The organism is Rhodococcus sp. PvP016 (assembly GCF_017832185.1).
Lineage (GTDB): Bacteria > Actinomycetota > Actinomycetes > Mycobacteriales > Mycobacteriaceae > Rhodococcoides.
The window spans coordinates 935626-961744 of sequence record NZ_JAFIBH010000001.1 but is presented as its reverse complement, the minus strand read 5'-3'; the positions used below and the strand labels follow the sequence as shown (position 1 = coordinate 961744).

Here is a 26119-nt window from a genome sequence, read left to right as displayed (position 1 = left end):
CCGCGAGTTTGTGCCACGGTGAACGCTGCTGCGACACTGCCGTGGTGACCGCCGATCAACCTGCCGACGACGACCGTGTCGTCGTGGACGCGCAGCCGGTCGGCCCGCTCCTCCGCCTGATGGGCAACCAGGGCCTCGTCTTTCTCCTGGTGGGCGGCTTCAACACGGTGCTCGGCACCGTCTGGTTCATCGTCTGGCAGCTCGCGATCGGTGACACGCTCGGCTATCACGCCGCCATCGTGCTCGGCTACCTGTGCAACGTGCTGACTGCCTTCTGCACGAATCGCTACCTGGTCTTCCGGGTGCGGGGACACGTGCTTCGCGACTTCTGGCGGTTCGTCGTGGTCAACTCCGGGGCCTTCGCGGTGAACCTCGCCGCGATGACCGTCGCCGTCTCGGTACTCGGATTCGCACCCATCCCGTCCCAGCTGGTCATCACCTTGCTCACCGCCTGCATCAGCTTCTTCGGTTACCGCGACTTCTCGTTCAAGCGCTCGTCCTCGGTGAAAGGTTCCTGACATGGCACCCCGCGTGTCGATCGTGGTCCCGGCGTACAACAACGCCGACTTCATCGGCGAGACCATCGAGTCGATCCTGAGTCAGACCTACCGAGACTTCGAGCTGGTGATCGCCGATCACGCGTCGACCGACTCCACCCTCGACGTCATCGCCCGCTACGACGACGATCGCATCCGCGTCGAGCACACGGAGGCCGGCGGTGGAGCGAAACGCAACTGGGACAGAGTGAGTCGACTGGCCACGGGCGAGCTGATCAAACTCGTGTGCGGCGACGACACGATCACCGAGACGTCGATCGCCGACCAGGTCGCCGCGTTCGACGCGCACCCGTCGGCCGTCCTGGTGGCGTCGCAACGCACGCTCGTGGACGCCGCCGGCAAGACCATCATCGCCACGCGTGGCTTGGGAAAGTTGTCCGGCCTCGTCGACGGACGCACAGCCGCACGCACCGCGGTGCTCGCCGGCTCCAACATCTTCGGAGAGCCGGGATGCGTCCTGATGCGACGAGACGCCCTCGCCGACATCGGCTGGTGGGACAACGACCACCCGTTCCTCATCGATCAAGCGACCTTCACGGAGGTCGCACTCAAGGGTGACGTGGTGGCCATCCGGTCGTCGCTCGCGGCGTTCCGCATCAATGCCGGGCAGTGGAGCGTGCGCCTGGCGCGGGAACAGGCGGGGCAGGCCGCGGGATTCCATCGGAAACTGCGCGCGGCCTACCCGGACCTGCTGTCCGAGAACGACGTTCGTATCGGTAATGCTCGTGCGCTCGTGACGTCGTTCCTGCGCCGCGCGGTGTACGTGCTGCTGCGGCGCCGCATCACACACCAGCCGCCGGAACCCGTCTGATCAGAGCGTCCGTTCGCCGGCCGATGCGTAGGCCGCTTCGGTCGCGGCTTTCTGCGGCGCCCACCAGGATTCGTTGTCGCGGTACCAGTCGATGGTGGCGGCGAGTCCGCTGCGGAAGTCGGAGTAGCGGGGTGTCCAGCCGAGTTCGGTGCGTAGGCGGGTGCTGTCGATGGCGTAGCGCAGGTCGTGGCCGGGGCGGTCGGTGACGAAGTCGAAGTCGCTCTTGTCGTGGCCGCAGAGTTCGAGGATGGTCTCGACGACGGTGCGGTTGTCGACCTCGCCGTCGGCGCCGATGAGGTAGGTCTGGCCGAGGGCGCCCTTGTCGATGATGGTCCAGACGGCGGTGTTGTGGTCCTCGACGTGGATCCAGTCGCGGACGTTGAGTCCGGCTCCGTAGAGCTTGGGGCGGACGCCGGTGAGGACGCCGGTGATCTGGCGGGGGATGAACTTCTCGACGTGCTGGTAGGGGCCGTAGTTGTTGGAGCAGTTGGAGATGGTGGCGCGGACGCCGAAGGAGCGGGTCCAGGCGCGCACCAGCAGGTCGCTGGAGGCCTTGGTGGAGGAGTACGGCGAGGAGGGGTTGTAGGGGGTGTTCTCGGTGAACCGGGCGGGGTCGTCGAGTTCGAGATCGCCGTAGACCTCGTCGGTGCTGATGTGGTGGTAGCGGACGTCGTGGGTGCGGACGGCTTGGAGGAGGGTGGTGGTGCCGACGATGTTGGTGTGCACGAACGGCCAGGGGTCGCCGAGGGAGTTGTCGTTGTGGGATTCGGCGGCGAAGTGGACGACGAGGTCGGTGTCGGCGACGAGGCGGTCGACGAGGGCGGTGTCGGTGATGTCGCCGTGCACGAAGGTGATGCGGTCTGCGACAGGCTCGAGGGAGGCGCGGTTGCCAGCGTAGGTGAGGGCGTCGAGGACGGTGATCTCGATGTCGGGGCGGGTGCGGGCGGTCAGGTGCACGAAGTTCGCGCCGATGAACCCGGCGCCGCCGGTCACGAGCATTCTCATGGGCGGCACTTTACGTGGGAGAGCGGCGCGAAGCGCAGTCTGAAAGACTCGACCATCATGCGAGGAATCATTCTGGCCGGTGGCACGGGGTCGCGGCTGCATCCGATCACTCAGGGCGTGAGCAAGCAGTTGGTGCCCGTCTACGACAAGCCGATGATCTACTACCCGCTGACCACGCTGATGCTCGCCGGGATCCGCGACATCCTGATCATCACCACCGTGCAGGACGCCGAGCAGTTCCAGCGGCTTCTCGGCGACGGCTCCCAGTTCGGCATCTCGCTGACCTACAAGGTGCAACACGAACCCAACGGCCTCGCGCAGGCGTTCGTGCTGGGCGCCGACCACATCGGCACCGAGGGCGCCGCACTGGTGCTGGGGGACAACATCTTCTACGGCCCCGGCCTGGGAACGCAGCTGAGCCGGTTCGGGGACATCGACGGCGGCGCGGTGTTCGCCTACGAGGTCTCCGACCCCACCGCCTACGGGGTCATCGAATTCGACGAGAGCGGCACCGCCCTGTCCTTGGAGGAGAAGCCGGCGCACCCGCGGTCGAACTACGCGGTACCGGGGCTGTACTTCTACGACAACGACGTCATCGCCATCGCCCGCGACCTCGCCCCCTCCGCCCGCGGGGAGTACGAGATCACCGACGTCAACCGCCACTACCTCGAGGCGGGCACCCTGCAGGTGCAGGTGCTGCCGCGTGGGACCGCCTGGCTCGACACCGGCACCTTCGAATCACTCCTCGACGCCTCCAACTACGTGCGCACCATCGAACAACGCCAGGGCCTCAAGATCGGCGCCCCCGAGGAGGTGGCGTGGCGCCGCGGGTTCATCACCGACGACGACCTGCGCGCCCGCGCGCAGACACTGCTCAAGTCCGGATACGGGGCGTACCTGCTGGACCTGCTCGAGAGAGGACACCGACCGTGAGCTTCCGCGAACTGCGCGTCCCCGGGGCGTTCGAGTTCACTCCCCGCCAGTTCGGCGACGACCGCGGGGTGTTCTTCGAGTGGCACAAGGACTCCGCCTTCACCGCCGCCGTCGGGCACCCCCTGGAACTGCTGCAGGCCAACTGCTCGGTCTCCGCCGCCGGTGTGCTGCGCGGCATCCACGTCACCGTCGACCCACCCGGGCAGGCGAAGTACGTCACCTGCACCCGCGGCGCGTTCCTCGACGTCGTGGTCGACCTCCGCAAGGACTCACCGACGTACGGCACCTGGGACTCGGTGCTCATCGACGACGTCGACCGCCGCGCGGTGTACCTGCCCGTCGGGCTGGGTCACGCGATCCTCTCCCTCGAGGACCACTCCACGGTGATGTACCTGTGCAGCCTCGAGTACACCCCCGGAGCGGACCGCGACATCCACCCGCTCGACCCCGACCTCGCCATCGACTGGCCCACCCACGGCCGCGACGGCACACCCCTGACCTACCAACTCTCCGACAAGGACGCCGCAGCACCCGCCTTCGAGGACTGGGCATAGCCCCCGTGCGCCTTTTGCGTATCCCTGGGTGCGCAAAAGGCGCACGGGCGCGTCAGCGCAACTTGAAGATCACCGCTCGCTGGACCACGAAGTTGATCACCGTCGCGGTGCCCTGCGCGATGACGAACGCCGCGGCGCTGTAGAGGATCGTCTCCGGCCACAGGTGCCCGAACAGCGTGTACAGCACGTTCTGGACACCGAACGTCGCCGCGTAGAGGACGACGACGGCCACGAACCGCGCCCGCGACGGCGGTGCCGCGAACGTCCAGCGCCGGTTGATCAGGTACGCGACGGTGGTGCCCACGACGAATCCCGCGGCCTTGGCCAGCGAGAGCTGCACGTCCAGGCCGTACTGCAGCGCGATGGTGATGGAGAAGTCGACGACGGCAGACAGCACCCCGGTGACGAGGAACCGGACGATCTGGGTCCTCAGATCCAGCGCGTCGTCGGCGGTGTTCTCCGTGACGGGGATCTCGACGGGCAGAGGAAGGCGCTGGCCCGGATCGGACGGCTCGGCGGGATCAAAGGACACGGTCGATCACTGTAGCCCTGGCCGCGAAAACGGAACGTAGGGTCTTCGCGTGGACACCTCGACGCTCACAGCCTCGCCTCGCCGGACTCGCCCGGCAACCCTCAGGGCCCAGTGGACCATCGCGGGTGCCGTGGCTATGGCCGGTGCTGTCTTGTTCGTCGTGCGTGGGCTCCCTCGATTCCGCAGTCCGGGACTGTTCGCGGAGGACGGCGAGATATTCCTCGCGGGCGCTCACAACGACGGGCTCCGGGCACTGGTCGATCCCTATGCGGGGTATCTGCACGCCATTCCTCGCCTGATCGCGGCGCTGTTCGTTCAGGTTCCGATCACCGCGGTTCCACTGGCGTACCTCGTCGCCACCATGGTGGTGCACCTGGTGATGATGGGTCCCGCGCTGTCTCGACGATTGGAACCGCTGCTCCCGTCGCCCGTTCTGCGAGCGGGTCTCTTCGCCTCGCTGTGCCTCTTGCCGGCGTTGTGGGAGGTCTACGGCAACATCGCAAATCTGATCTTCGCTGCCGGCACGGCGATGACTCTGCTGGTCCTCAGCACGGACCCCGCGACGCGGGTGGGTCGAGGATGCGAGCTGATCGCCCTGGCGCTCATGGGCCTGTCCGGACCACTCGTCGTGATATTTCTGCCGTTCTTCGCGTGGCGGTGGCTACGCGTGAGTCGGACACGCCACTCGCTCGCCGTTCTCGGTGTGGTGGTCACGACGTCCGTGGTCCAACTCGCGGTCTACCTGACGTCGGACCGAGAGACGCTCAGCGCGGCGACTCCACAGTTGCTGGCACGGACCGCAGCGGAGCGGGTCGGCGGTGGATTCCTGTCCGGTGACCGCAACATCTACGCGGGCACGCCGAACCTGACCATGACCGTGCTCGCAACCGTATGGATCACCGGCGTCGTGCTCGTCACCTGCTGGGCGATCCCGCGCGTCGCCGTGGGACTGTGGATTCTGTTCGCAGTGTTGCTGTTCGCTGCGGTGAACGCGTACGGGCCTGCCATGGTCACCTGGAGTTTCTCGCTGCAACGGCACGTCACCACGCCGATGGCCATCGCCGTGATCCTGCTGTGGCTCACCATCGGGTCTGCGAAGCGCGCGTGGCCACGGATTCTGGCCGCGGCACTACTCCTCGCCGGTGCTTCAGGTGTCGTTCACGACTTCTCACCCGCTCCGTATCCGGATCGGCCCGATCTCGGAGCGCTCGAGCGGTGCGTCGACGCGGAGCAAGAAGTGTGCCGTCAGCCGATCTTCGGACCCGGGTGGGAGGTCGTCATCGACCCGCGCTGACTGCGGTCGGCGAGGGGTGCGCCACCGGGCGGGTAACATTCGATCCGATGTCCATCACCGAATTGCCACCCACCAGTGCGCGCACCCTCACCGGGTGGGCACGTACCTCGCCCACCACGGCGCAGGTGCTGACCACGTCCGATCCCGAGATCGTGGCCGCCGCCGTCGTCCGCGTCGCGGAGCAGAACGAGAGCAAGCCGTCCCATCTGAGGCGGGGCGTCATCGCCCGCGGACTCGGCCGTTCGTACGGCGACAATGCGCAGAACGGCGGCGGGCTCGTCGTCGACATGAGCGCACTGAACCGCATCCACTCGATGAACGCGGAGACGCACATCGTCGATGTGGACGGTGGAGTGAGCCTCGACCAGCTGATGCGTGCGGCACTGCCGTTGGGTCTGTGGGTCCCCGTGCTCCCCGGCACTCGTCAGGTGACCATCGGCGGCGCCATCGGATGCGACATCCACGGGAAGAACCATCACAGCGCCGGCAGCTTCGGCAATCACGTGCGCTCGATGGAGCTGCTGCTCGCGGACGGCAGCGTCCGCCACATCACGCCCGACGGCGACGACGCGGCACTGTTCTGGGCCACGGTGGGCGGTAACGGCCTCACCGGCATCATCCTGCGCGCCACCATCGAGATGACGCCGACCGAGACCGCGTACTTCATCGCCGACGGCGACGTGACGGCGAGCCTCGACGAGACCATCGCGATCCACAGCGACGGCAGCGAGAGCCGGTACGACTACTCGAGCGCCTGGTTCGACGCCATCTCGGGACCGCCGAAGCTGGGACGTGCGGCGCTGTCGCGCGGATCGCTCGCGACCCTGGACCAGCTGCCGGCGAAGCTGCAGAAGGATCCGCTGCGCTTCAGCGCGAAGCCGCTGCTGACCTTCCCCGACGTGTTCCCCAACGGCCTCGCGAACAAGTACACGTTCGGACCCATCGGCGAACTCTGGTACCGCAAGTCGGGTACCTACCGCGGCAAGGTGCAGAACCTGACGCAGTTCTATCACCCGCTCGACATGTTCGGGGAGTGGAACAGGGCCTACGGCCCGGCCGGATTCCTGCAGTACCAGTTCGTGGTGCCGCCGCAGGCCGTCGGGGAGTTCAAGAATATCATCCACGACATCCAGCGCTCGGGGCACTACTCGTTCCTCAACGTCTTCAAGCTCTTCGGGCCGGGAAACCAAGCGCCACTGAGCTTCCCGATCGAGGGCTGGAACGTCTGCGTCGACTTCCCGATCAAGGAGGGTCTCGGCGCGTTCGTCGCGGACCTCGACCGGCGGGTGCTCGAGTTCGGCGGACGGCTCTACACCGCCAAGGACTCCCGAACGTCCGCGGACACGTTCCACGCGATGTACCCGCGCATCGACGAGTGGATCGCCGTTCGGCGATCCGTCGACCCCACAGGCGTCTTCGCCTCGGATATGGCCAGAAGGTTGGAACTGCTGTGACGATCGATGCTGTGGGCGACCCGCAGACCATTCTCGTACTGGGTGGCACGAGCGAGATCGGTCTCGCGATCACCGAGGAGTACCTCTCGACGTCGTCGGCTCGCGTGATTCTCGCGGCGCTGCCCAACGATCCTCTGCGTGACGCGGCCGTCGCTCAGCTGACGGCCAAGGGCGCCAAGTCCGTCGAGGTCATCGACTTCGACGCGCTCGACACCGCGTCACACCCCGCGGTCATCGACGAGGCCTGGTCCAAGGGCGACGTCGACGTCGCGATCGTGGCCTTCGCAGTGGACTTCGACCCGGAACTGCTGTGGCAGGACCAGAACAAGGCCGTGCTCACGGCCAACATCAACTACACCGCGTCGGTGTCGGTGGGCGTGCTCCTCGGCGAGAAGATGAAGGCGCAGGCCTTCGGCCGCATCATCGTCATGTCCTCCGTCGCGGGCGAGCGCGTGCGCCGCTCCAACTTCGTCTACGGCTCCACCAAGGCCGGACTCGACGGGTTCTACCTCGGCCTCGGGGAAGCCCTGCGCGAGTTCGGACCTCGCGTCACCGTCATCCGTCCGGGCATGGTGCGCACCAAGTTCAGCGCGCACGTCAAGGAAGCACCGCTGACGGTGGACAAGGAGGACATCGCCAAGCTGGCCGTGTCCGCGTCCCGCAAGGGCAAGGATCTGGTGTGGGCTCCGGGGCCCTTCCGCTTCGTCATGATGGCGCTGCGGCACGTCCCGCGTCCGATCTTCCGCAAACTCCCCATCTGAGCAGGGCCATGCCGAACAGAGTCATGCGGACGGCTCTGAGTACCAGCGCAGAGGCCGTCGTCGCGGCAGTCGTCGCGGCCGCGGTGGCGGCGGTCGGTCTGTACGCCTTCTCACTGGTGCAGTGGCCGGCATTCAACTCCTCCAACGTGACTCGCGCCGTCGCGACGGTCGGGCAGGTAGCTGCTCTCGCCGTGCTGGCCGCGTCGGTGGTGATGCTCCGGCTGCGCCGCTCCCCCCGTGTCGCGACCCTGCTGTCGTGGATCGGCCTCTCCGGATTCGTCACCGTCACGCTCGGTATGCCGCTGGCCGCCACGAAGCTGTACCTGTTCGGCATCTCGGTGGATCAGGAGTTCCGCACCGAGTACCTCACTCGCCTCACCGACTCGCCGGCACTGGCCGACATGACGTACGCCGACCTCCCGCCGTACTACCCCGCAGGGTGGTTCTGGGTCGGCGGCCGGGTCGCGGACGCGCTCGGCATGGCCGGGTGGGAGGCCTACAAGCCCTACGCCATCGCCTCCCTCGCCGTCGCCGCCGTGGTCTCGCTCGTACTGTGGCGCAGTCTCGTTCGAGCGGACCTGGCGGTACTGGCCGCGCTCGGCGTGACGGCACTGATGCTGGCCTACGCCTCCCCCGAGGCGTACGGGGCGACGATCGCGGTCATGATCCCACCTGTCCTCCTCCTCGCCTGGGGCGCGCTCCACCGGCCTTCCCGCAGCAGCGGCGCAGGGTGGGGAGCCGTCATCGGCACCGGCCTGTTCCTCGGCGTCGCCGCGACGGTCTACACCCTCTATCTCGGCATCGCGGCCTTCACCGTCGTGCTCATGGCGGTGGTCGCGGCGGTACTGCGGTATCGGGAGAACCGTTCCCTCGCAGCGCTGCTCGACCCGGCACTTCGCCTCGTCGTCATCGCAGGCATCTCCGGTCTGCTCGCGCTCATCGTCTGGGCGCCGTACCTGCTCGCGTCGCTGACGGGCAGCACCGCGGAGAGCGGAACCGCTCTGCACTACCTGCCGGAGTCCGGCTCCGAACTGCCCTTCCCGATGGCGCAGTTCACCCTCACGGGCGCCCTGTGCCTCGTCGGCACTCTGTGGATCGTGGTGCGCGTCCGTGATTCTCGCCGAGCACAGGCCCTGGGTCTCGGCGTCGTCGCCGTCTACGGGTGGTGCCTGCTGTCGATGCTCGCCACCGTCGCGGGTACCACCCTGCTCGGCTTCCGACTCGAGGCGGTTCTGGTCCTGATCCTCGGCGCCGCGGGCGTGTTCGGCTTCATGGAAGGCGCTCGGGCGCTGTACCTGGTGGCGAGCGAGTCGCCCCGGGTCCGGACCGTGTCCGTCGCGGTCGGGGTCGTCGGCGCCGTCGCCTTCGCCCAGGACATCCCCCACGTCCTGCAGAACGAGATCACGGTGGCGTACACGGACACCGACGGCAACGGAGTCCGTGCCGATCAGCGACCACCGAGCGCCGTGTCGTACTACGGCGAGGTCGACGCGGCGCTCCAGGAGGCGCGGCCCGGTCCGCGGACCGACACGGTGTTGCTCACCTCGGACACGACCTTCCTCGCGTACCACCCGTACTTCGGGTTCCAGGGGCTGACGTCGCACTACGCGAACCCGCTCGCCGAGTTCGCCGCCCGCGCAGACGCCATCGAGTCGTGGAGCGATCTGCGCAGCAGCGACGAGCTGATCGCCGCTCTCGACGCCCTGCCGTGGCGCGCACCCGACGCGTTCCTCTTCCGCCGCGGCGCCGACGGCTACACGTTGCGTCTCGCGGAGGACGTGTACCCCAACGACCCGAACGTGCGCCGCTACACCGTCTCCTACCCCGAGTCGCTGTTCGACGACCCTCGGTTCGAGATCCGCGAGATCGGTCCGTTCGTCCTCGTCGTGCGCACATGACCGCCCGCCGGGCGGACCTGCTCGCTGCCACCGTCTACACGCTGCTGTCCGTGCTGGTGCTCCACAACCAGTGGCAGCACCTGCAGTCGCAGTACCTCCGTTTCAGCGGCCAGGACCAGACCATGTGGGAATGGTTCTTCGCCGTGACCGCCCGCTCGGTCACCCACCTCGACAACCCGTTCTTCTCCGACCTGCAGAACGCGCCCGACGGCGTGAACATGATGGCCAACACCGCGATGCTCGGCCTGTCGGTGCCGCTGACACCGATCACGCTGGCCTTCGGACCGGCGGCCACGTTCACACTCGCCCTCACGCTCGGGCTGGCGACCACCGCCTACGGGTGGTATTTCCTGTTCTCCCGCACCGTGATCCGGTCACGTGCGGCCGCAGGTCTCGGCGGGCTTCTCTGCGGGTTCGCGCCGGGCATGATCTCGCACGCCAACGCCCATCCCAACTTCGTCGTGCTCGGGGTCCTGCCGTTCATCCTGTATCTGCTCCTCCGCATCGCCGACGCGGAGAACACGCGCCGTCGCCGTCACGCCGTCGTACTGGGTCTCCTGGTGGCATGGCAGGTGATGCTCGGCGAGGAGCCGCTCCTCGTCTTCGCTGTCGCGGTCGCCCTGATCACGGTGCTGTACTGGGTGTTCCGGCCGCGCGAGATCGTCCCCATGGTCCGGCGCGCAGCCCTGCCCGTGCTGGGCGCCGCACTGCTGACGGCGGTCCTCGTCGCGGTACCGCTGTGGTGGCAGTTCCGAGGACGGCAGCACTACAGCTATCTCGACCACAACCTGCCCGGAAACGATCTGGTCTCCCTCGTCCGCTTCCCGCCCCAGTCGCTCTGGGGTGCAGCGTTTCCGATGGACGACGTGGCCCTGAACCCCACCGAGCAGAACGCGTACTTCGGCATCCCGCTGCTGCTTCTCGTCGTGGTCTCCGCCGTGGTGCTGCGCCGCCGTCCGATCGCCGTCGCCGCCTTCGTGTCGATCCTGATCCTCGGCCTCGCCTCGCTGGGCGTCGCACTCGTGGTGAACGGGACGGAGACGGGCATCACCCTGCCCGGCGAGTACCTCGACCGGATCCCGCTCCTGCAGTCCGTCCTCGAGACCCGGTTCGTGCTGGCCGCCGTGCCTGCCATGGCGCTGCTGATCGCGATGGTCACCGATCGCGTCCTGACCGCACCCGCGTCGCGCCGCGGCGCCGTGGTGTGGACGGGCGCTCTCGCCGTCGCACTCGTCCCTCTCGCACCGACACCGCTGCCGACGGCCGACCGGGGCGAGACCCCGTCGTTCCTGGCGGACGACACCTGGCGCGAGTACGTCGACACCGACGACCCGGGATCGATCGTCACCGTGCCGGTCCCGAACCCCGGCACCGCCGCGGCCCTGCGCTGGCAGGTGGACACCGGGCTCGAGTACCGCATCGCCGGTGGCTACTTCGTCGGACCGAGCGGACAACCCGACGGCGAAGCGAAGTACGGCGCGATCGACCGACCCACCGCGAAGCTCCTCGGCACCGCGGGCCGCACCGGCATCGTCCCGACGCTGTCCGACGACCAGCGACGTACAGCGCGTGCCGACCTGGAGTTCTGGGACGCCGACGTGGTGATGCTGCCCCCGACCGAGAATCAGGACGCACTGCGCGACACCGTCGACGATCTGCTGGGTCGCACCGCCACGGAGATCGACGGCACGTACGTGTGGGACGTCCGCTGACGGTCGCGGATTCTGGCGGGGCGGGTCTCGTCACCTAGCATCGTGGAGTGCCGACAACCGCCGAGACGACCACCGAACCACCGGCCCCGGCGTCGACACCGAGTCCTTCCTCCTTCGCCACCGCGCGCATCGTCGCGATCGTCACGGGTCTGCTCGGCACTCTTCTGGCGATCCTCACCCCGCTCCTGCCCGTCGAGCAGGACGCCGCGTCCGTCACCTGGCCGCAGGACGGCTCGTTCACCAGCGTCGAGACGCCCCTCGTCTCGTACAACCCGCTCTCGCTGTCGGCCACCGTCCCGTGTTCCGTTCTCGCCGACGCCGCGCCGGGCAGCCTGGTGCTGTCCACCGTCGCGCCGCAGTCACCGGACGCCCGGCGCGTGGGCCTCGTGGTCACGCGGACCGACGCCGGCGACGTCACCGTCGTGTTGCGCGACCAACTGCTGCTCTCCGTGCCCGCGGACACCGTGGCCGGATGCGATGCGCTCACTCTCACCTCGACGCCGGAGAGCACCACCGCGGCGGTCGGCGATCTCACCGGCACGGCCCCGGGTGACGTGCGCCCCCAGACCGTCGGGGTGTTCAGCGACCTGACCGGATCCGCACCCGCCGACATGTCGGTCCGCGTCGACGTGGACTCCCGGTTCTCCTCGTCACCGTCGACGCTGAAACTGCTCGCGATCGCGCTCGGGTCGCTCCTGGTCATCGCGTCGCTGGTCGCGCTGCATCGGCTCGACGACGCCGACGGCCGGCGCGCGCGGCGGTTCTTCCCCCGGCACTGGCTCCGGGTGACAGGCGTGGATGCCGTGGTCGTGGGGACGCTGTTGCTGTGGCACGTCATCGGCGCCAACACCTCCGACGACGGCTATCTGCTGAACATGGCGCGGGTCTCCGAGCACTCGGGCTACATGGCCAACTACTACCGCTGGTTCGGCGTGCCCGAGGCACCCTTCGGCATGCCGTACTACGACATGTTGGCCGCACTGGCCAAGGTGTCGACCGCCAGCCCGTGGATGCGCCTGCCGGCGCTGATCGCGGCCGTCCTGTGCTGGCTCGTCATCTCCCGCGAGGTCATCCCGCGCCTCGGTCGCGCGGTGCGCACCCGTCCGGTGGCCGTGTGGACGGCCGGCCTGGTCTTCCTGGCCTTCTGGCTCCCGTACGACAACGGTCTGCGTCCCGAGCCGATCATCGCGCTCGGCGCTCTGCTCACCTGGTGCTCCATCGAGCGCGCTGTCTCCACCGGGCGTCTGCTGCCTGCGGCCGTCGCGGTGGTGATCGCCGCCTTCTCCCTCGCTGCCGGACCCACCGGCCTCATCGCGATCGCCGCGCTGCTGGCCGGCGCACGCCCGGTCATCCAGATCGTCGTTCGCCGACGCCACACCGTCGGGCTGCCCGCACTGCTGGCCCCGATCCTCGCGGCGGGCACCGTGGTGTTGTTCGCCGTGTTCGCCGACCAGACCGTCGCTTCCGTCCTCGAGGCCACCCGTGTCCGGTCCGCGGTCGGACCCAACGTGAAGTGGTTCGACGAGCGGTACCGCTGGGACGCACTGCTCAACATCTCGCCCGACGGATCGCTCGCTCGCCGCTTCGCCGTCTTCGCGATGCTGCTCTGCCTGGTGACGTGCCTCGTCGTGATGCTGCGCCGCGGCGGCCGAATCCCGGGAACGTCGACGGGTCCGTCCCGCCGCATCCTCGGCATCGTCGCCGGCGCCCTTGCTCTCATGATGTTCACGCCGACCAAGTGGACACACCACTTCGGCGTCTATGCCGGGCTGGCAGGGTCGCTCGCCGCGCTTGCCGCGATCGCCGTGATGTCGGCGACGGAGCGTTCACCGCGTAACCGGACCCTGTTCACGGCCGCCGTCCTGTTCCTCACCGCGCTGGCGTTCACCGGGTCCAACGGGTGGTGGTACGTCTCGAGCTACGGCGTGCCGTGGTTCGACAAGCCCCCGTCGATCGCCGGCAAGGGCTTCGCGACGCTGCTGCTCGGACTCACCGTGCTGACGCTCGCGTACGCCGCATGGCAACACTTCCGCGCGCCCTACGTCGGCGCTCGACCGGCGCGGACCAGGCGCTTCAGCGGGGCCTCGCTCACCGTCGTGGCCGGCCTCGTGGTGCTGTTCGAGGTGCTGTCCCTGCTCAAGGGTGCGGTGTCGCAGTACCCCGCGTACTCGGTGGCCCGATCCAACGTGAACTCGATCCTCGGTCAGTCGTGCGGCCTGGCACGCGACGTCCTGGTGGAGACCGATCCGAACGCCTCGATGCTGCAGCCGCTGAACCCCGAACCGGGCGCCGACCCGCTCGCCGGAACCGACAGCGTCGGCTTCACCCCGAACGGCGTCGCCGGCGACCTGAGCGCCGATCGCGAGAATTCGGGTGCGACCGGCGGAGCCAACTCGGTCGACCCCTCGGACACCGATCAGCAGGCCACCGCGAACAGCGCGGGCACCGGGGGCGGCACCACTGCGGGCACCGGCGTCAACGGTTCGCAGATCGCGCTGCCGTTCGGTCTCGACCCCGCGACCACGCCGGTGCTCGGTAGCTTCGGCTCCGGTGACGCCGCGCCCGCGAGCCTCACGTCCGGCTGGTACGCGCTCCCCGACGCCGCGCAGCGAGACTTCCTGTCCGTCACCGCGGCGGGTCGGATCCGCTCGGTCGACGCCGACGGCATCGTCACGCCGGGGCAGAGCCTCGAGGTGGAGTACGGCACGGTCGGCGCGGACGGTGCCGAGGAGATCCTCGGACGCGTCGCGCCCATCGACATCGGCCCGCAACCGTCGTGGCGCAACCTGCGGGTCCCGCTCGACCAGGTCCCGCCGACCGCGAATGCGGTGCGACTCGTCGCGTCCGACGAGGATCTGGCGGGCGACCAGTGGCTCGCCGTCACCCCGCCGCGCGCCCCGCAGACCACCGTTCTCAACGACGTCGTCGGGTCCACCGATCCGGTGCTGCTGGACTGGTCCGTCGGTCTCGCGTTCCCGTGCCAGCGGCCGTTCGACCACCGCTACGGCGTCGCCGAACTGCCGGAGTGGCGCATCCTGCCCGACCGCAACGGTGCCGAGTCGACCAACGCCTGGCAGGACTCCGTCGGCGGCGGACCACTGGGCTGGACCGGACTGGTTCTGCGCGCGGAGACGGTACCGACCTACCTGGCGGACGACCTCCGCCGCGACTGGGGTTCGCTCGAGCGCTACTTGCCCCTCGACCCGGACGCGGTGGCCGTCGAACCCGACGTGACCACGTCGTCGCGTTCGGGTATCTGGTCGCCCGGACACATCAAGTACCAGTAAGTAACCAGCGAGTGCAGCAGCCGGATCACGGTCGCATAACATCGGGAGCCGTGCCCGACGCCCTCACCTCTTCGCCGACCGCGCCGACACCTGCCGGCCCGGATCGCTCGGTGGACGTCCGACAGCAGTACCGCACCACCCGCCTCGTGGCGATGGTGGCGGGGGTTCTCGGTGTTCTCTTCGCGATTCTGACCCCGTTCCTGCCGGTCACCCAGGACGACGCCGTCGTCCAGTGGCCGCAGAACGGCACCGTCGACAGTGTCGATGCACCCCTGATGTCCCAGGTGCCGGTCTCGGTGTCGGTCTCCATCCCCTGCAGCGCCGTCGCGGACGTGCCGGCCGCGGGCGGCATCCTCCTCTCCACCGCACCGCCGCAGGGCGAGGGCGCCGCGCTGAACGCGATGTTCGTCCGCGTCGGCGAGAACACGGTCGACGTCCTCGACCGCAACGTCGTGATCGTCTCCGCCCCGCGCTCCGAGGTGCAGTCGGCCGCGTGCGGGGCGATCACCTTCACGTCCACCATCGACGCCACGTCCGCGTCGTTCGACGGGCTCGTCGACGCACAGGGCAACCCCCGTGCGGGGGAACTCGGCGGCGACCTGCGGCCCCAGGTGGTCGGCGTCTACTCCGACCTCGCCGGCAGCGCCGCGCAGTACCCGGGCCTCGACGTGTCGATCGCCGTCGACTCCCGTTTCTCGTCGTCGCCCACCGTGCTCAAGCTGCTCGCCATGGCCGCCGCCATCGCCTGCACGGCGCTCGCACTGAGCGCGCTGGCCAGGCTCGACGGTGTCGACGGCCGCACCCACCGCCGCTTCTTCCCCGCGCACTGGTGGAAGGTCACCGGTATCGACGCGGTGGTGGTCGGCGCGCTCGCCGGCTGGCACTTCTTCGGCGCCAACACCGCGGACGACGGGTACCTGCTCACCATGGCCCGCGTCTCCGACAACGCCGGCTACATGGCCAACTACTTCCGCTGGTTCGGCGTCCCCGAGGCACCTTTCGGCTGGTACTACGACGTCCTGGCCGCGTTCGCCAAGATCTCGACGGCGAGCCCCTGGATGCGCTTGCCCGCACTGATCGCCGGCATCCTGTGCTGGCTGGTCATCAGCCGCGAGGTGGTCCCTCGCCTCGGACGCGCGGTGCGCGTCAACTCGGTCGCCGTCTGGACCGGCGGACTGGTCTTCCTCGCCTTCTGGCTGCCGTACAACAACGGGTTGCGTCCCGAGCCCATCGTGGCTCTCGGCGCCCTCCTCACCTGGTGCTCCGTCGAGCGTGCCATCGCGACCGGACGGCTGCTCCCCGCCGCCATGGCAGCGCTGATCGGCGCCTTCACCCTCGCCGCCGCACCCACCGGGCTCATGTGTGTCGCCGCGATCCTGACGGGCATCCGCCCGCTGGTGCGCATCGTCGTCAAACGGCACCGCATGGTCGGGACGCTGCCGTTGCTGGCACCCATCGCCAGTGCCGGCGTGCTGGTCCTCATCGTCGTCTACGGCGACCAGACCTTCGCGGCGGTCCAGGAGTCGACGCGTGTCCGCACGCTCATCGGCCCGAACCTCCCCTGGTACAACGACTTCCTGCGGTACTACTACCTCTTCGTCCAGACGGTCGACGGATCGGTCGCACGCCGCTTCGCCTTCCTCACGATGCTGCTGTGCCTGTTCACCACCGTGTTCGTCCTGCTGCGGCGCAAGCGGATCCCGGGCGTGCCGTCCGGTCCGGCATGGCGTCTCATCGGTGTCGTCTTCGGCACCATCTTCTTCATGATGTTCAACCCGACGAAGTGGACCCACCACTTCGGGGTCTACGCCGGCATCGCCGGATCGCTCGCGGCGCTCACCGCCGTCGCGGTCTCGGCCAGTGCACTGCGGTCGCGTCGCAACCGCACCGTCTTCGTCGTCGGTCTCGCCTTCGTTCTCGCACTGTCGTTCTCGGGCATCAACGGATACTGGTACGTCTCGAGTTACGGCGTGCCGTGGTTCGACAAGGTGGTCTCGGTCAAGGGGATCCAGTCCAACACCGTGTTGCTGATCCTGTTCTTCGTCGCCGTCGGACTCGCGGCATGGCACTATCTCCGCGAGGGATTCGCTGCGCCGCAACCGAAGCCGGGAACCGAACGCGGACGGCGTATCCGTAAGTTCGCGGCCGCGCCGCTCACCGTGGTGGCCGGCCTGCTCGTCCTGTTCGAGATCCTCTCGCTCCTCAAGGGTGCCGTCTCGCAGTACCCCGCCTACTCGCTCGGTCGCTCCAACGTGCAGGCCTTGGCCGGCAACGGCTGCGGACTGGCCGGGGACGTCCTCGTCGAGTCCGATCCGAACGCCGGTGTGTTGTCTCCACTTCCGGGACCGGTCGACTCCGCCACGGGCCCACTGGGCGGCGCCGAGCCCGTCGGCTTCACGCCCAACGGCATCCCCACCGACCTCAGCGCCGACGCCGTGGAGGTCAAGCCCGGACAGGGCAACACCGACCAGCAGTCGGTGGGCGCGTCCTTCGAGGAGGGCCAGTCCTCCGGTACCGCGGGTGGTGTCGGCGCCGCCGGCGTCAACGGCTCCACCGCACGCCTGCCCTTCGGGCTCGACCCCGCCACGACACCCGTCCTCGGCTCGTATCAGACCGGGGTCCAGACACCGGCCTACGCGACCTCGAGCTGGTACGGCCTGCCCGCACGCAGTGACGACGCGCCCCTGGTGGTGGTCAGCGCGGCCGGCCGCATCTGGTCCGAGAACCAGGAGACCGGCGAGAACACGTACGGTCAGTCGCTCCGCGTCGAGTACGGCATCCGGCAGCCGGACGGCTCGGTGCAGGTCCAGGGCGACTACCTCCCCAAGGACATCGGCCCGGCACCGTCGTGGCGCAACCTGCGCATCCCGCTCGACGAGCTCTCCCCCGATGCGGATGCCGTACGTGTGGTCGCCAACGACCCCAACCTCACCGGTGACCAGTGGCTGGCCTTCACGCCGCCCCGCGTACCCGTGGTGGTCCCGCTGCAGGAGGAGATCGGGACGACGCAGCCCGTCCTGCTGGACTGGGCCGTGGGGCTGCAGTTCCCGTGCCAGCGTCCGTTCGACCACCTCGACGGCGTCGCCGAGGTGCCGAATTTCCGCATCCTGCCCGATCGCGGGTTGGCGGTCTCGTCCACCGACACGTGGCAGGCCGCGGAGAACGGTGGTCCGCTGGGCTTCACCGAGATGCTGGCGACACCCACCACCGTGCCGACGTACCTGAACCACGACTGGGGACGCGACTGGGGTTCGCTCGAGCGCTACGACAAGTTCGATCCCAGCGCGTCCGCAGCGACCGTCGAGGTCACCGAGCAGACCCGGAGCGGGCTGTGGTCACCGGGGACGCTGCGGGTCTACTAGACGCCGTTCGTCACCCGGTGGGATCCGCCGGCGCGATCGGCAACGGGTGTGAGCACGAGTTCGCCGCGGGGATGCCGTCGAAGCGGTCCTGCAACCAGTCGATCGCCGGCAGGCCGCCGACCTTCGCCGTGTCCTGATGTGCCACCTGGCCGATCCAGGTGACCTCGGACTCGGGAGCCGTTGCGGCGCAGGCCGTCCGGGCCAGCAGCGCCGTCGTGTTCGGGAGGACGACCGTGTCGGCCAGGCTCTGGACGACGAAGAGGGGTACGTCGACGCGCGAGAGGTCGATGGCCTGATCCGCTGCTGCGGCAGCCCAGTACGGGTTCTGCATGGGGTCGGAGTCGAAGAACTGCTCCCCCTCGGCGCGTTCGAGCAACAGCTCGGGCAGTTCGTCCGTGATGCACCCGTCGGCCAGCGACCGGTAGCGCGACATCGCCGCGTCGCCGAGCACCCCCTCGAGCGGCAGGTCGGGATACACGACCGGCCACGAGACCGCGACGCTGGGCCCGATCCCCCACGCCACGAACGTGTTCCACTGTTCGGAGAACAGCGGACCCAGCAGCGCCGCGGGTGCTGCTGCCGCCGCGCCCACCGACCGGAGCTCGGGCGCGTAGTCGGCGAACATCGCCGTGCCGATCGACGCGTGACCGCCCTGCGAGTGCCCGAAGGTGGCGTACACCGAGCTCGCCTGCGCCGGAGCATGATCGCGGGCCGCACGCACCGAGTTGAGCACGTCCTGCGCCTCGCTGCGGGCGATCAGATAGTAGGTGTCCCCGGCGGTGCCGAGGCCCGTGTAGTCGGTCGCCGCGACGACCCACCCGCGCTCCATCACGGACGGCAACCAGTTCGTGAAGTCCAGGGTGTCCATCGTCGGGCGGTACCGCCGCGACGGGGTGCACTCGTCCCCGAAGCCGAGGGTGCCGTGAGACCACGCCAGAACCGGACGACCACCGGGCGGCGCCGGTGCCGTCGGCACGATGAGCATCCCGGACGAGACGGCGGGCGACCCGTCGGGACGCTGGGTGCCGTAGAGCATCCGGTATGCCGTGCCGCCGGGCACGTCCAGATCGTCGATCGGCTCGATGCGGATCAGCTCACCCGGCGCGGCAGTCGTGTCCGGGGACTCGTAGAACGACGCGATCGACTCCTGGAACCGAGCATCGTCGCGAGATGTCGTGGACGACCGCGTGATCACCACCGCCACCACCGCGGCCACCACCAGCACCACGACCGCTCCGACGCAGGCCAGGACGACCACGGTCCGTCTCATGGCAGCACGATAGCCCCGGCGGAACTAGATCGGGAACAGATGCTGCTTTCTCGGTCGCGGTTCCTTGGCCTTGTCGCGCAGGATGTGCAGGGCCTTGCGGATCTCGAGACGCGTGGTGGACGGCTCGATCACGGCGTCGATGTAACCGCGCTCGGCGGCCACCCACGGCGTCGCCACGTGCTCGTTGTAGAAGTCGATGAATCCCTGACGGATCGCCGGAGCGTTGTCACCCGCCTCGGCCAGCTGCTTGCGCGCCATGATCGACACCGCACCCTCCGCGCCCATCACCGCGATACGTGCGGTGGGCCAGGCGAAGTTGATGTCGGCGCCGAGCTGCTTCGACCCCATCACCGCGTATCCGCCGCCGTACGACTTACGGATAACGACGGTGACCTTGGGGACCGTCGCGCACACGTACGAGAAGATGAACCGGCCACCGCGCTTGATGACGCCGATCTTCTCCTGCTCGAGCCCCGGCAGGAATCCCGGTGTGTCCGTGACCAAGACGAGGGGGATCTCGAAGGCGTTGCAGATGTTGATGAAGTGCGACGCCTTGTCGCTGCTCGCCGCGTCCAATGCGCCACTGAGGTGCATGGGCTGGTTGGCCACCACTCCCACCGGACGACCGTCGACGCGGGCGAACCCGACGATGATGTTGGACGCGGTCTGTGCGGTGAGTTCGTGGAAGTCACCGTCGTCGAAGATGCGCAGCAGGATCTCGTGCATGTCGTACCCGGCGTTGTCCGAGTCCGGCATGAAGGTGTCCAGCGAACGATCGTCGTCCGTGATGGTCGGCTCGAGACCGGGGTTGATGACCGGGGGCTGCTCGTGGCAGTTCGACGGCAGGTACGACAGGTACTTGCGCACCCATTCGAACGCGGCCTTCTCGTCCTGAGCCACGTGGTGCACGTTGCCGTACTCGGCCTGCTTCCGGGCACTCCCGAGATCATGGAGACTGACGTCCTCGCCGGTGACGGACTTGATGACGTCCGGGCCGGTGACGAACATGTAGGCCTCTTCGGTGGCCACGATGATGTCGGTGTTGATCGGCGCGTACACGGCGCCGCCGGCGCACTTGCCGAGGATCACCGAGATCTGCGGGCACATGCCGGACAGCGGTTCCTGCCGACGACCGAGCTCTGCGTACCAGGCCAGCGACGTGACGGCGTCCTGCACTCGCGCGCCGCCCGAGTCGTTGATCCCGACACACGGGCAGCCGACGTCCGCCGCGAATTCCATGATGTGCGCGACCTTCCGGCCGAACATCTCGCCGACGGTGCCGCCGAACACGGTCTGGTCGTGCGAGAACACGGCGATCGGCCGGCCGTCGACGGTGCCGTGGCCGGTGACCACGCCGTCGCCGTACAGCGAGTCCTGATTGCCGGGCGCGCGGACGAGGGCGCCGATCTCGACGAAGGAACCCGGATCGAGCAGCATGTCGATGCGCTCGCGCGCACTCGGAATGCCCTTCTTCGCGCGCTTGGCGATGGCGACGTCCCCTGCGGGTTCCCGCGCCACCTCCAACTTCTCGCGCAGTTCGGCCAGCTTGGCGGCAGTCGTGCTCACGTGTGCGACTCGCTTCCCTTCGGCGTGATCGACGCCGAAATGTCTCGCATCTTGCCCGTCAGATCCGCGGCGATCACCCGGATGTACGGCTCGTCGATCACCGCGAGGTGGTCACCGCCGATGTGCACGATGTCCAGATTCGGTGCGAACGGCGCCCAGCCGCCGTGCGGCTCCCGCTTGCCGAGCCGAGGCTCGAGCGCGATGGCGTCGTCGTGGTACGTGTCCGCCATGTAGAGCGTGACGTCCCCGTCGTAGTGCTGGGGCTGGGCGGTCTGGATCGCGCGGTTGTCCAACCAGGACGTGCGCTGGTGCTCGATGATGCCGCTGGGGATCTTGGCACTGCTCATCTTGACCATGTCCATGATGATCTTGATCTGGCCGTCGTCGTCGGCCTGTGCCAGCTTCTCGTACGGCAGCGGGTAGTCGACCTGGTACAGCTTCTTGCCCACCTGCGCGTAGCGCTTCCAGCGGAGCTCGATCTCCTCCGGGGTGTCCGGGATCGGCTCGTACGGCATGACGGTGTCGATGAGCCCGACGTAGCGCACGTCGGCACCCTCCTTGCGGAGCATGGTCGCGACGGCGTACGAGAGCACACCGCCGAGCGACCAGCCCATCAGCACGTACGGCCCGTCGCCCTGGATCTCTCGGAGCAGGGGCAGGTACGCGCGGGCGCGATCCTCGATCGGTCCCTCCGTGCGCTCGAAGCCGTACATCGGCGTGTCCGCCGGGAGTCGCTTGAGCAGCGGCTCGTACACGACGCACGAGCTGCCCGCGGGATGGAAGACGAACACCGGCACCGCGGTGGAGCCCTCCGGGCGAGCACGCAGCGTGCGCACCAGTCCGGTGACGTCGCCCGACTCGAGGAACGGCCGCACCACGTCGGCGAGCTGCTCGATCGTCTCCGAGTCGAGGATGTCGTCGAACGTGATCTCGCCCTTCGACCGCTCGCTCAGACGCTCCGCGAGCTTCTCGGCCGTCGGATCGTCCAGCACCGGAAGCGGAGTGAAGATGCCCTTGGCGGACTGCCCCGTCACGACGGCCCAGGTCGCGAAGGTGAGACGCTCCGCGGCGTCACGCGGTGCGACGTCCGTTCCGGTCGCCTCCGCGAACGACTGTGCGTCGCCCACGTCGGTGACCGCGTCGGACACGGGCGCCTCGAACGCCGCTGCCGCGGTCGGGCCCGGCCGGCCGCTGTCGGATCCCTGTGCGTTCGCGTCGGCCGCAGTCTCGGGCTCGGCGGTCACCGGATCCGGTTGTGCCACAGGGAGTTCCTGATCGGCGGCCTGCTCGGCCATGCGCTCGCGCTCCTGCTGCTCGGCGAGCGCCGCGACCTCTTCGCGATTGTCCAGCGCGTAACGGAGGTATTTCTCCACCTCACGCAGGCTGGCGTCGCGCACGGCCTGCAACTGCACCTGGGGGATGTCGAATTCGAACTCCACCCGGTTCTTGATGCGCACGGCCATCAGCGAGTCGAGACCCAGTTCGATCAGCGGGATCTCGGCCGGCAGATCCTCCGGCGCGTACCCCATCGACTCGGCGACGATGATCGCGAGACGATCCTCCATCGTCTGGGTCCCGTTCGGGATCCAGCGATCGCCGAAGTCGTCGACGACCTCGGGCTCCTCCTCCACGAACGGATCTGCCGTGGCGGATTCGCCTGCGGGAGCGAGCGATCCGACAATGCCCGCCGCGGTGACCACGGCGTCGGCGACCGGCACGAAGACCGTGCCGTCGTTCCAGTGCACCTGCAGGGACGCACCGCCCGGATGCGGGGTGAGTGTGGTGGTGAGCGAACCGGTGGTGGGCACGGGGCGCTGCGTGACCACCGCGCCGACCGTCACGTCGCCCAGCAGCTCGCCGGCGAGTGTCGACACCAGATCTCCGATGGCGGACACACCGGCCACCGGTGTCTCCCAGACGACGCGGCCGTCGGGCAACGCGACCCGTGCGCCCCCGGCGCTGCCGCTGCCCAGATGCACCGCGGCGTCGATCCAGTGGTGCTTGCGCACGAAGGCCGTGCGCGGCAGGTCCGCGTACTCGCCGGGCCCGAACAGGCTCGACAGCGTCACGGCATGGCCGTGCACGTAGAGATCGGCGAGTGCGGCGAGGAACGTCGCGGGCTCGCTCTCCTTGCGCTTGAGCGTCGCGATCAGCGTCGCGTCCGGAACACCCGTCGCCCAGGCCGTGGCGGCGACGGACATCAGCGCCACCGGATTCGGCGACAACTCCACGAAGGTGGTGTAGCCGGCGTCCACGGCGAGCTTGACCGCCTGGGTGAACCAGACCGGATGGCGCATGCCCTTGGTCCAGTACTCGACACCGTGGATCGGCTCGTGACCTGCGCGGTAGAACGCCTCCCTGTCCACCGACGAGAACACCGACACCGCGAGGGGGGTGGGCTCGATGCCCATCAGCTCGGCCGCGAGCTCGCCCAGCAACGGATCGACGGCCGACGTGTGTCCGGCGCCCTTCACGTCGAGGATCCGGCCCATCTTGCCGAGCGACTCGGCGTACTCGACCAGCTGACGCACCGGCTCGGCCGGTCCGCCCACCGTCGTGTGCGTCGGCGCGGCATACACGCTGGGCTCCACGCCGGGGAAACGGTCGGTGAGGTCGGCGACCTCCTGCGCGGAGAACTCGACCAGCGCCATCGCGCCGGCCTCCGCGTCGCCGAGGCCCTGCTGGCCCTCGCCCAGCAGTCGCGAGCGCGCCACGATGATGCGCACCGCGTCCTCGAGGTTCAGACCACCGGCGGCGTACGCGGCGGCGACCTCACCCATCGAGTGGCCCACCACCGCGGTCGGCGCGGCGCCGTACGCACGCAGGGTCTCGACGAGCGCCACCTGGATCGCGAAGATCCCGACCTGCGAGTTCTCGAAGTCGTACGTCAGCGCGTCGTCCGAGACGATCGCCCGGATCGAGTACCCGGACTCGTCCTCGATGAGGGCGTCGACGCGATCGAGCGCCGCGGCGAACAGCGGCTCGGACGCGTAGAAGTCCTTCGCCATCTTGCGGTGCTGTGCACCGAAGCCGGAGAACACCCACACCGGGCCGTTGGACGCGGGCGCGTCGGAGGAGAACACACCGGGGCCCGGCTTGTTGTTCGCGACGGCGCGCAGACCGGCGACGGCCTCGGCACGCGTCGTGGCGAGCACGACGGCGCGGGAGCGCCCGTGGTTGCGACGAGCGAGGGACCGACCGAGAGCCTCCAGGTCCGTGGTGCTGCCGACCTCGGACTCGAGCCAGTCGGCGAGGTCGGATGCCGCACGACGACGGCGCGACGGCATGCTCGCCGACACGGCGAGAAGAACGGGTCCCGGCTCCTGCGTCGGCGCGTTCTCGACCGGCTCGACGCCCTGCGAGACCGACGCTCCGGCGAGGACACGCTCGATGTCCGCCGGCGTCTCCTCGGGAACGCCCACGGGCTCCCCGATCAGTGCCTCCGGATCGACCGCGGTGGAATCGAACTCCGGGGAATCGAACTCCGGGGAATCGAACTCCAGGGAATCGGCAGCGCCCGTCGCCGACGCGGCGGGTACGTACTCGCGGACCACGACGTGGGCGTTGGTGCCGCCGAAACCGAAGCCGGACACACCGGCGATGGCGGTGCCGGAGTACCGCGGCCAGTCCGTCGCGGTGTCGACGACGCGGAGCCTGGCCGCGTCGAACGGAATGTAGGGGTTGGGCCCGGCGTAGTTCAGGGACGGCGGCACCTGGTTCTCGCGCATCGCGAGGATCACCTTGATGAGTCCCGCGGCGCCCGCGGCACTCTCGAGATGGCCGAAGTTCGTCTTCGCGGAGCCGAGCAGCGCGGGCTTGTCCGCGTCGCGTCCGCGGCCGACGACGCGACCCAGCGCATCGGCCTCGATGGGATCACCGAGGATGGTGCCGGTGCCGTGCGCCTCGATGTAGTCGACAGTGGTGGGCACGATGCGTGCGTCGCGGTAGGCGGTTCGCAGGACGTCGGCCTGGGCGTCCGGGTTCGGCGCGGCCAGACCGTTCGAGCGACCGTCCTGGTTGACTGCGCTGCCTGCGATGACCGCGAGCACGGTGTCCCCGTCGCGCTCGGCGTCCTCGAGACGCTTGAGCACCACCAGGCCGCCGCCCTCCGAGCGGATCATGCCGTCGGCGTCCGACGAGAACGCCTTGATGCGGCCATCGGGTGCGAGCACGCCGGTCTGCCCGAATCCGAGCGTCGCTGCGGGCGAGAGCAGCATGTTCACGCCGCCGGCCAGAGCCAGGCTCGACTCGCCGGTGCGGAGGCTGCGCACGGCCTGGTGCACGGCGACGAGGGACGACGAGCACGCGGTGTCCAGCGCTACGGACGGGCCGCGGAAGTCGTAGAAGTAGGACACACGCCCCGCGACGACGGCGGTCGACGTGCCGGTCAGGGCGTAGGGGTGCGGGTCGGGATCGCTGACGGCGATCATCTGGTAGTCGTTGGTCGAGGTGCCGATGAAGACGCCGACCTGCGTGCCCTTGAGCTCGTTGGCCGGAATCCGCGCGTCCTCCAGCGCCTCCCAGGTGAGTTCCAGAGCGAGGCGCTGCTGCGGGTCGACGTTGGCCGCCTCGCGCGGCGACATGGCGAAGAACTCCGCGTCGAACGTCTTGACGTCGTCGAGGTACCCGCCGCGGGTCACCGTCTTCTCCACCGCCTCGGCGATGGCACGGTCACCGAGGAACTCGGACCACCGGCCGTCGGGCAGGTCGGTGATGCCGTCGCGTCCGCCGGACAGCATGTCCCACATCTCGTCCGGCGTGTGGCCGGCACCGGGGAAGCGGGTGGACACGCCGACGACGGCGATGTCGTGGCTGTCGTCGGTGGTTCCGGACAGGTAGAACGCGTCGTCGGTGGTGCCGCTCTCCGACTCGGGCTCACCGTCGATGATGCGCGTCGCGAGCGAGGCGATCGTGGGGTGCTGGTACGCGACCGTGGCTGTCAGCGTGACGCCGACCAGGTCCTCGATGTCGCCGCTCAGCGCGACGGCGTCGCGGGACGCGAGACCGAACTCCTCCATCGGACGGTCGTCGGAGATCTCCGAGACGTCCTTCCCGGTGGCCTCGGCGACCCAGGCGCGGAGCCAGTCCCTCAGCTGCGCGACGGTCATGTCACCCGCCTGCGG

The 26119-nt window shown here is 68.9% G+C and carries 16 protein-coding genes; 11 read left to right on the top strand and 5 right to left on the bottom strand.

The genetic code is table 11. The annotated features are described in order from the left end of the window. The first annotated feature begins 44 nt into the window (after positions 1 to 44). Together JOE30_RS04340 and JOE30_RS04335 are read left to right on the top strand one after the other, a co-directional pair. Positions 45 to 518: a GtrA family protein gene (locus JOE30_RS04340; protein ID WP_231476428.1), complete on the top strand. Its 474-nt coding sequence runs from the start codon at positions 45 to 47 to the stop codon at positions 516 to 518. Between the two features lies 1 nt (position 519). Continuing rightward, a complete protein-coding gene (locus JOE30_RS04335; protein ID WP_027506551.1) occupies positions 520 to 1368 on the top strand; it encodes a glycosyltransferase in 849 nt (282 codons plus the stop codon). Here the strand turns inward: JOE30_RS04335 and rfbB are convergent, their stop codons facing one another. Next, on the bottom strand, positions 1369 to 2373 hold the full coding sequence (gene rfbB / locus JOE30_RS04330; protein ID WP_204869531.1) for a dTDP-glucose 4,6-dehydratase: 1005 nt from the start codon (positions 2371 to 2373) through the stop codon (positions 1369 to 1371). A 57-nt stretch (positions 2374 to 2430) separates the two neighbouring features. Between rfbB and rfbA the strand changes: the two genes are divergently transcribed. Both rfbA and JOE30_RS04320 read left to right on the top strand, forming a co-directional pair. Beyond that, positions 2431 to 3306: a glucose-1-phosphate thymidylyltransferase RfbA gene (rfbA, locus tag JOE30_RS04325; protein ID WP_204869530.1), complete on the top strand. Its 876-nt coding sequence runs from the start codon at positions 2431 to 2433 to the stop codon at positions 3304 to 3306. Continuing rightward, the gene (locus JOE30_RS04320) at positions 3303 to 3860 is read left to right on the top strand and encodes a dTDP-4-dehydrorhamnose 3,5-epimerase family protein (protein WP_204869529.1); all 558 of its coding nucleotides are present in this window, start codon (positions 3303 to 3305) and stop codon (positions 3858 to 3860) included. The genes rfbA and JOE30_RS04320 overlap by 4 nt, the downstream gene beginning before the upstream one ends. A gap of 52 nt (positions 3861 to 3912) precedes the next feature. Here JOE30_RS04320 and JOE30_RS04315 read toward each other — a convergent pair whose 3' ends face one another. Continuing rightward, entirely contained in the window at positions 3913 to 4392 is a 480-nt protein-coding gene (locus JOE30_RS04315) for a GtrA family protein (protein WP_307806059.1), read from the bottom strand. Positions 4393 to 4528: 136 nt separating this feature from the next. On the opposite strand from JOE30_RS04315, the gene JOE30_RS04310 reads away from it, so the two are divergent. The 7 genes from JOE30_RS04310 to JOE30_RS04280 are packed head-to-tail and all read left to right on the top strand — an operon-like array spanning position 4529 to position 18160. Next, a complete protein-coding gene (locus tag JOE30_RS04310; protein ID WP_204869528.1) occupies positions 4529 to 5686 on the top strand; it encodes a hypothetical protein in 1158 nt (385 codons plus the stop codon). Between the two features lie 47 nt (positions 5687 to 5733). Beyond that, complete coding sequence (locus JOE30_RS04305; protein WP_204869527.1) at positions 5734 to 7140, top strand: FAD-binding oxidoreductase; 1407 nt, start codon at positions 5734 to 5736, stop codon at positions 7138 to 7140. Next, the gene (locus JOE30_RS04300) at positions 7137 to 7901 is read left to right on the top strand and encodes a decaprenylphospho-beta-D-erythro-pentofuranosid-2-ulose 2-reductase (protein ID WP_204869526.1); all 765 of its coding nucleotides are present in this window, start codon (positions 7137 to 7139) and stop codon (positions 7899 to 7901) included. Before JOE30_RS04305 ends, JOE30_RS04300 begins: the two co-directional genes overlap by 4 nt. Positions 7902 to 7909: 8 nt before the next feature. Beyond that, positions 7910 to 9799: a galactan 5-O-arabinofuranosyltransferase gene (locus JOE30_RS04295; RefSeq protein WP_239532480.1), complete on the top strand. Its 1890-nt coding sequence runs from the start codon at positions 7910 to 7912 to the stop codon at positions 9797 to 9799. Then, positions 9796 to 11511: a 6-pyruvoyl-tetrahydropterin synthase-related protein gene (locus JOE30_RS04290; protein WP_204869525.1), complete on the top strand. Its 1716-nt coding sequence runs from the start codon at positions 9796 to 9798 to the stop codon at positions 11509 to 11511. Before JOE30_RS04295 ends, JOE30_RS04290 begins: the two co-directional genes overlap by 4 nt. A gap of 47 nt (positions 11512 to 11558) precedes the next feature. Next, the gene (locus JOE30_RS04285; protein ID WP_204869524.1) at positions 11559 to 14798 is read left to right on the top strand and encodes an arabinosyltransferase domain-containing protein; all 3240 of its coding nucleotides are present in this window, start codon (positions 11559 to 11561) and stop codon (positions 14796 to 14798) included. A 50-nt stretch (positions 14799 to 14848) separates the two neighbouring features. Then, the gene (locus tag JOE30_RS04280; protein WP_204869523.1) at positions 14849 to 18160 is read left to right on the top strand and encodes an arabinosyltransferase domain-containing protein; all 3312 of its coding nucleotides are present in this window, start codon (positions 14849 to 14851) and stop codon (positions 18158 to 18160) included. A 10-nt stretch (positions 18161 to 18170) separates the two neighbouring features. Here JOE30_RS04280 and JOE30_RS04275 read toward each other — a convergent pair whose 3' ends face one another. Genes JOE30_RS04275 through pks13 form a run of 3 tightly spaced genes read right to left on the bottom strand, consistent with a single transcriptional unit; the run spans position 18171 to position 26104 of the window. Then, complete coding sequence (locus JOE30_RS04275; protein ID WP_204869522.1) at positions 18171 to 19430, bottom strand: lipase family protein; 1260 nt, start codon at positions 19428 to 19430, stop codon at positions 18171 to 18173. A gap of 24 nt (positions 19431 to 19454) precedes the next feature. Then, a complete protein-coding gene (locus tag JOE30_RS04270; RefSeq protein WP_204869521.1) occupies positions 19455 to 20996 on the bottom strand; it encodes an acyl-CoA carboxylase subunit beta in 1542 nt (513 codons plus the stop codon). Beyond that, positions 20993 to 26104: a polyketide synthase Pks13 gene (gene pks13 / locus JOE30_RS04265; RefSeq protein WP_204869520.1), complete on the bottom strand. Its 5112-nt coding sequence runs from the start codon at positions 26102 to 26104 to the stop codon at positions 20993 to 20995. Before pks13 ends, JOE30_RS04270 begins: the two co-directional genes overlap by 4 nt. Between the last annotated feature and the right edge of the window lie 15 nt (positions 26105 to 26119).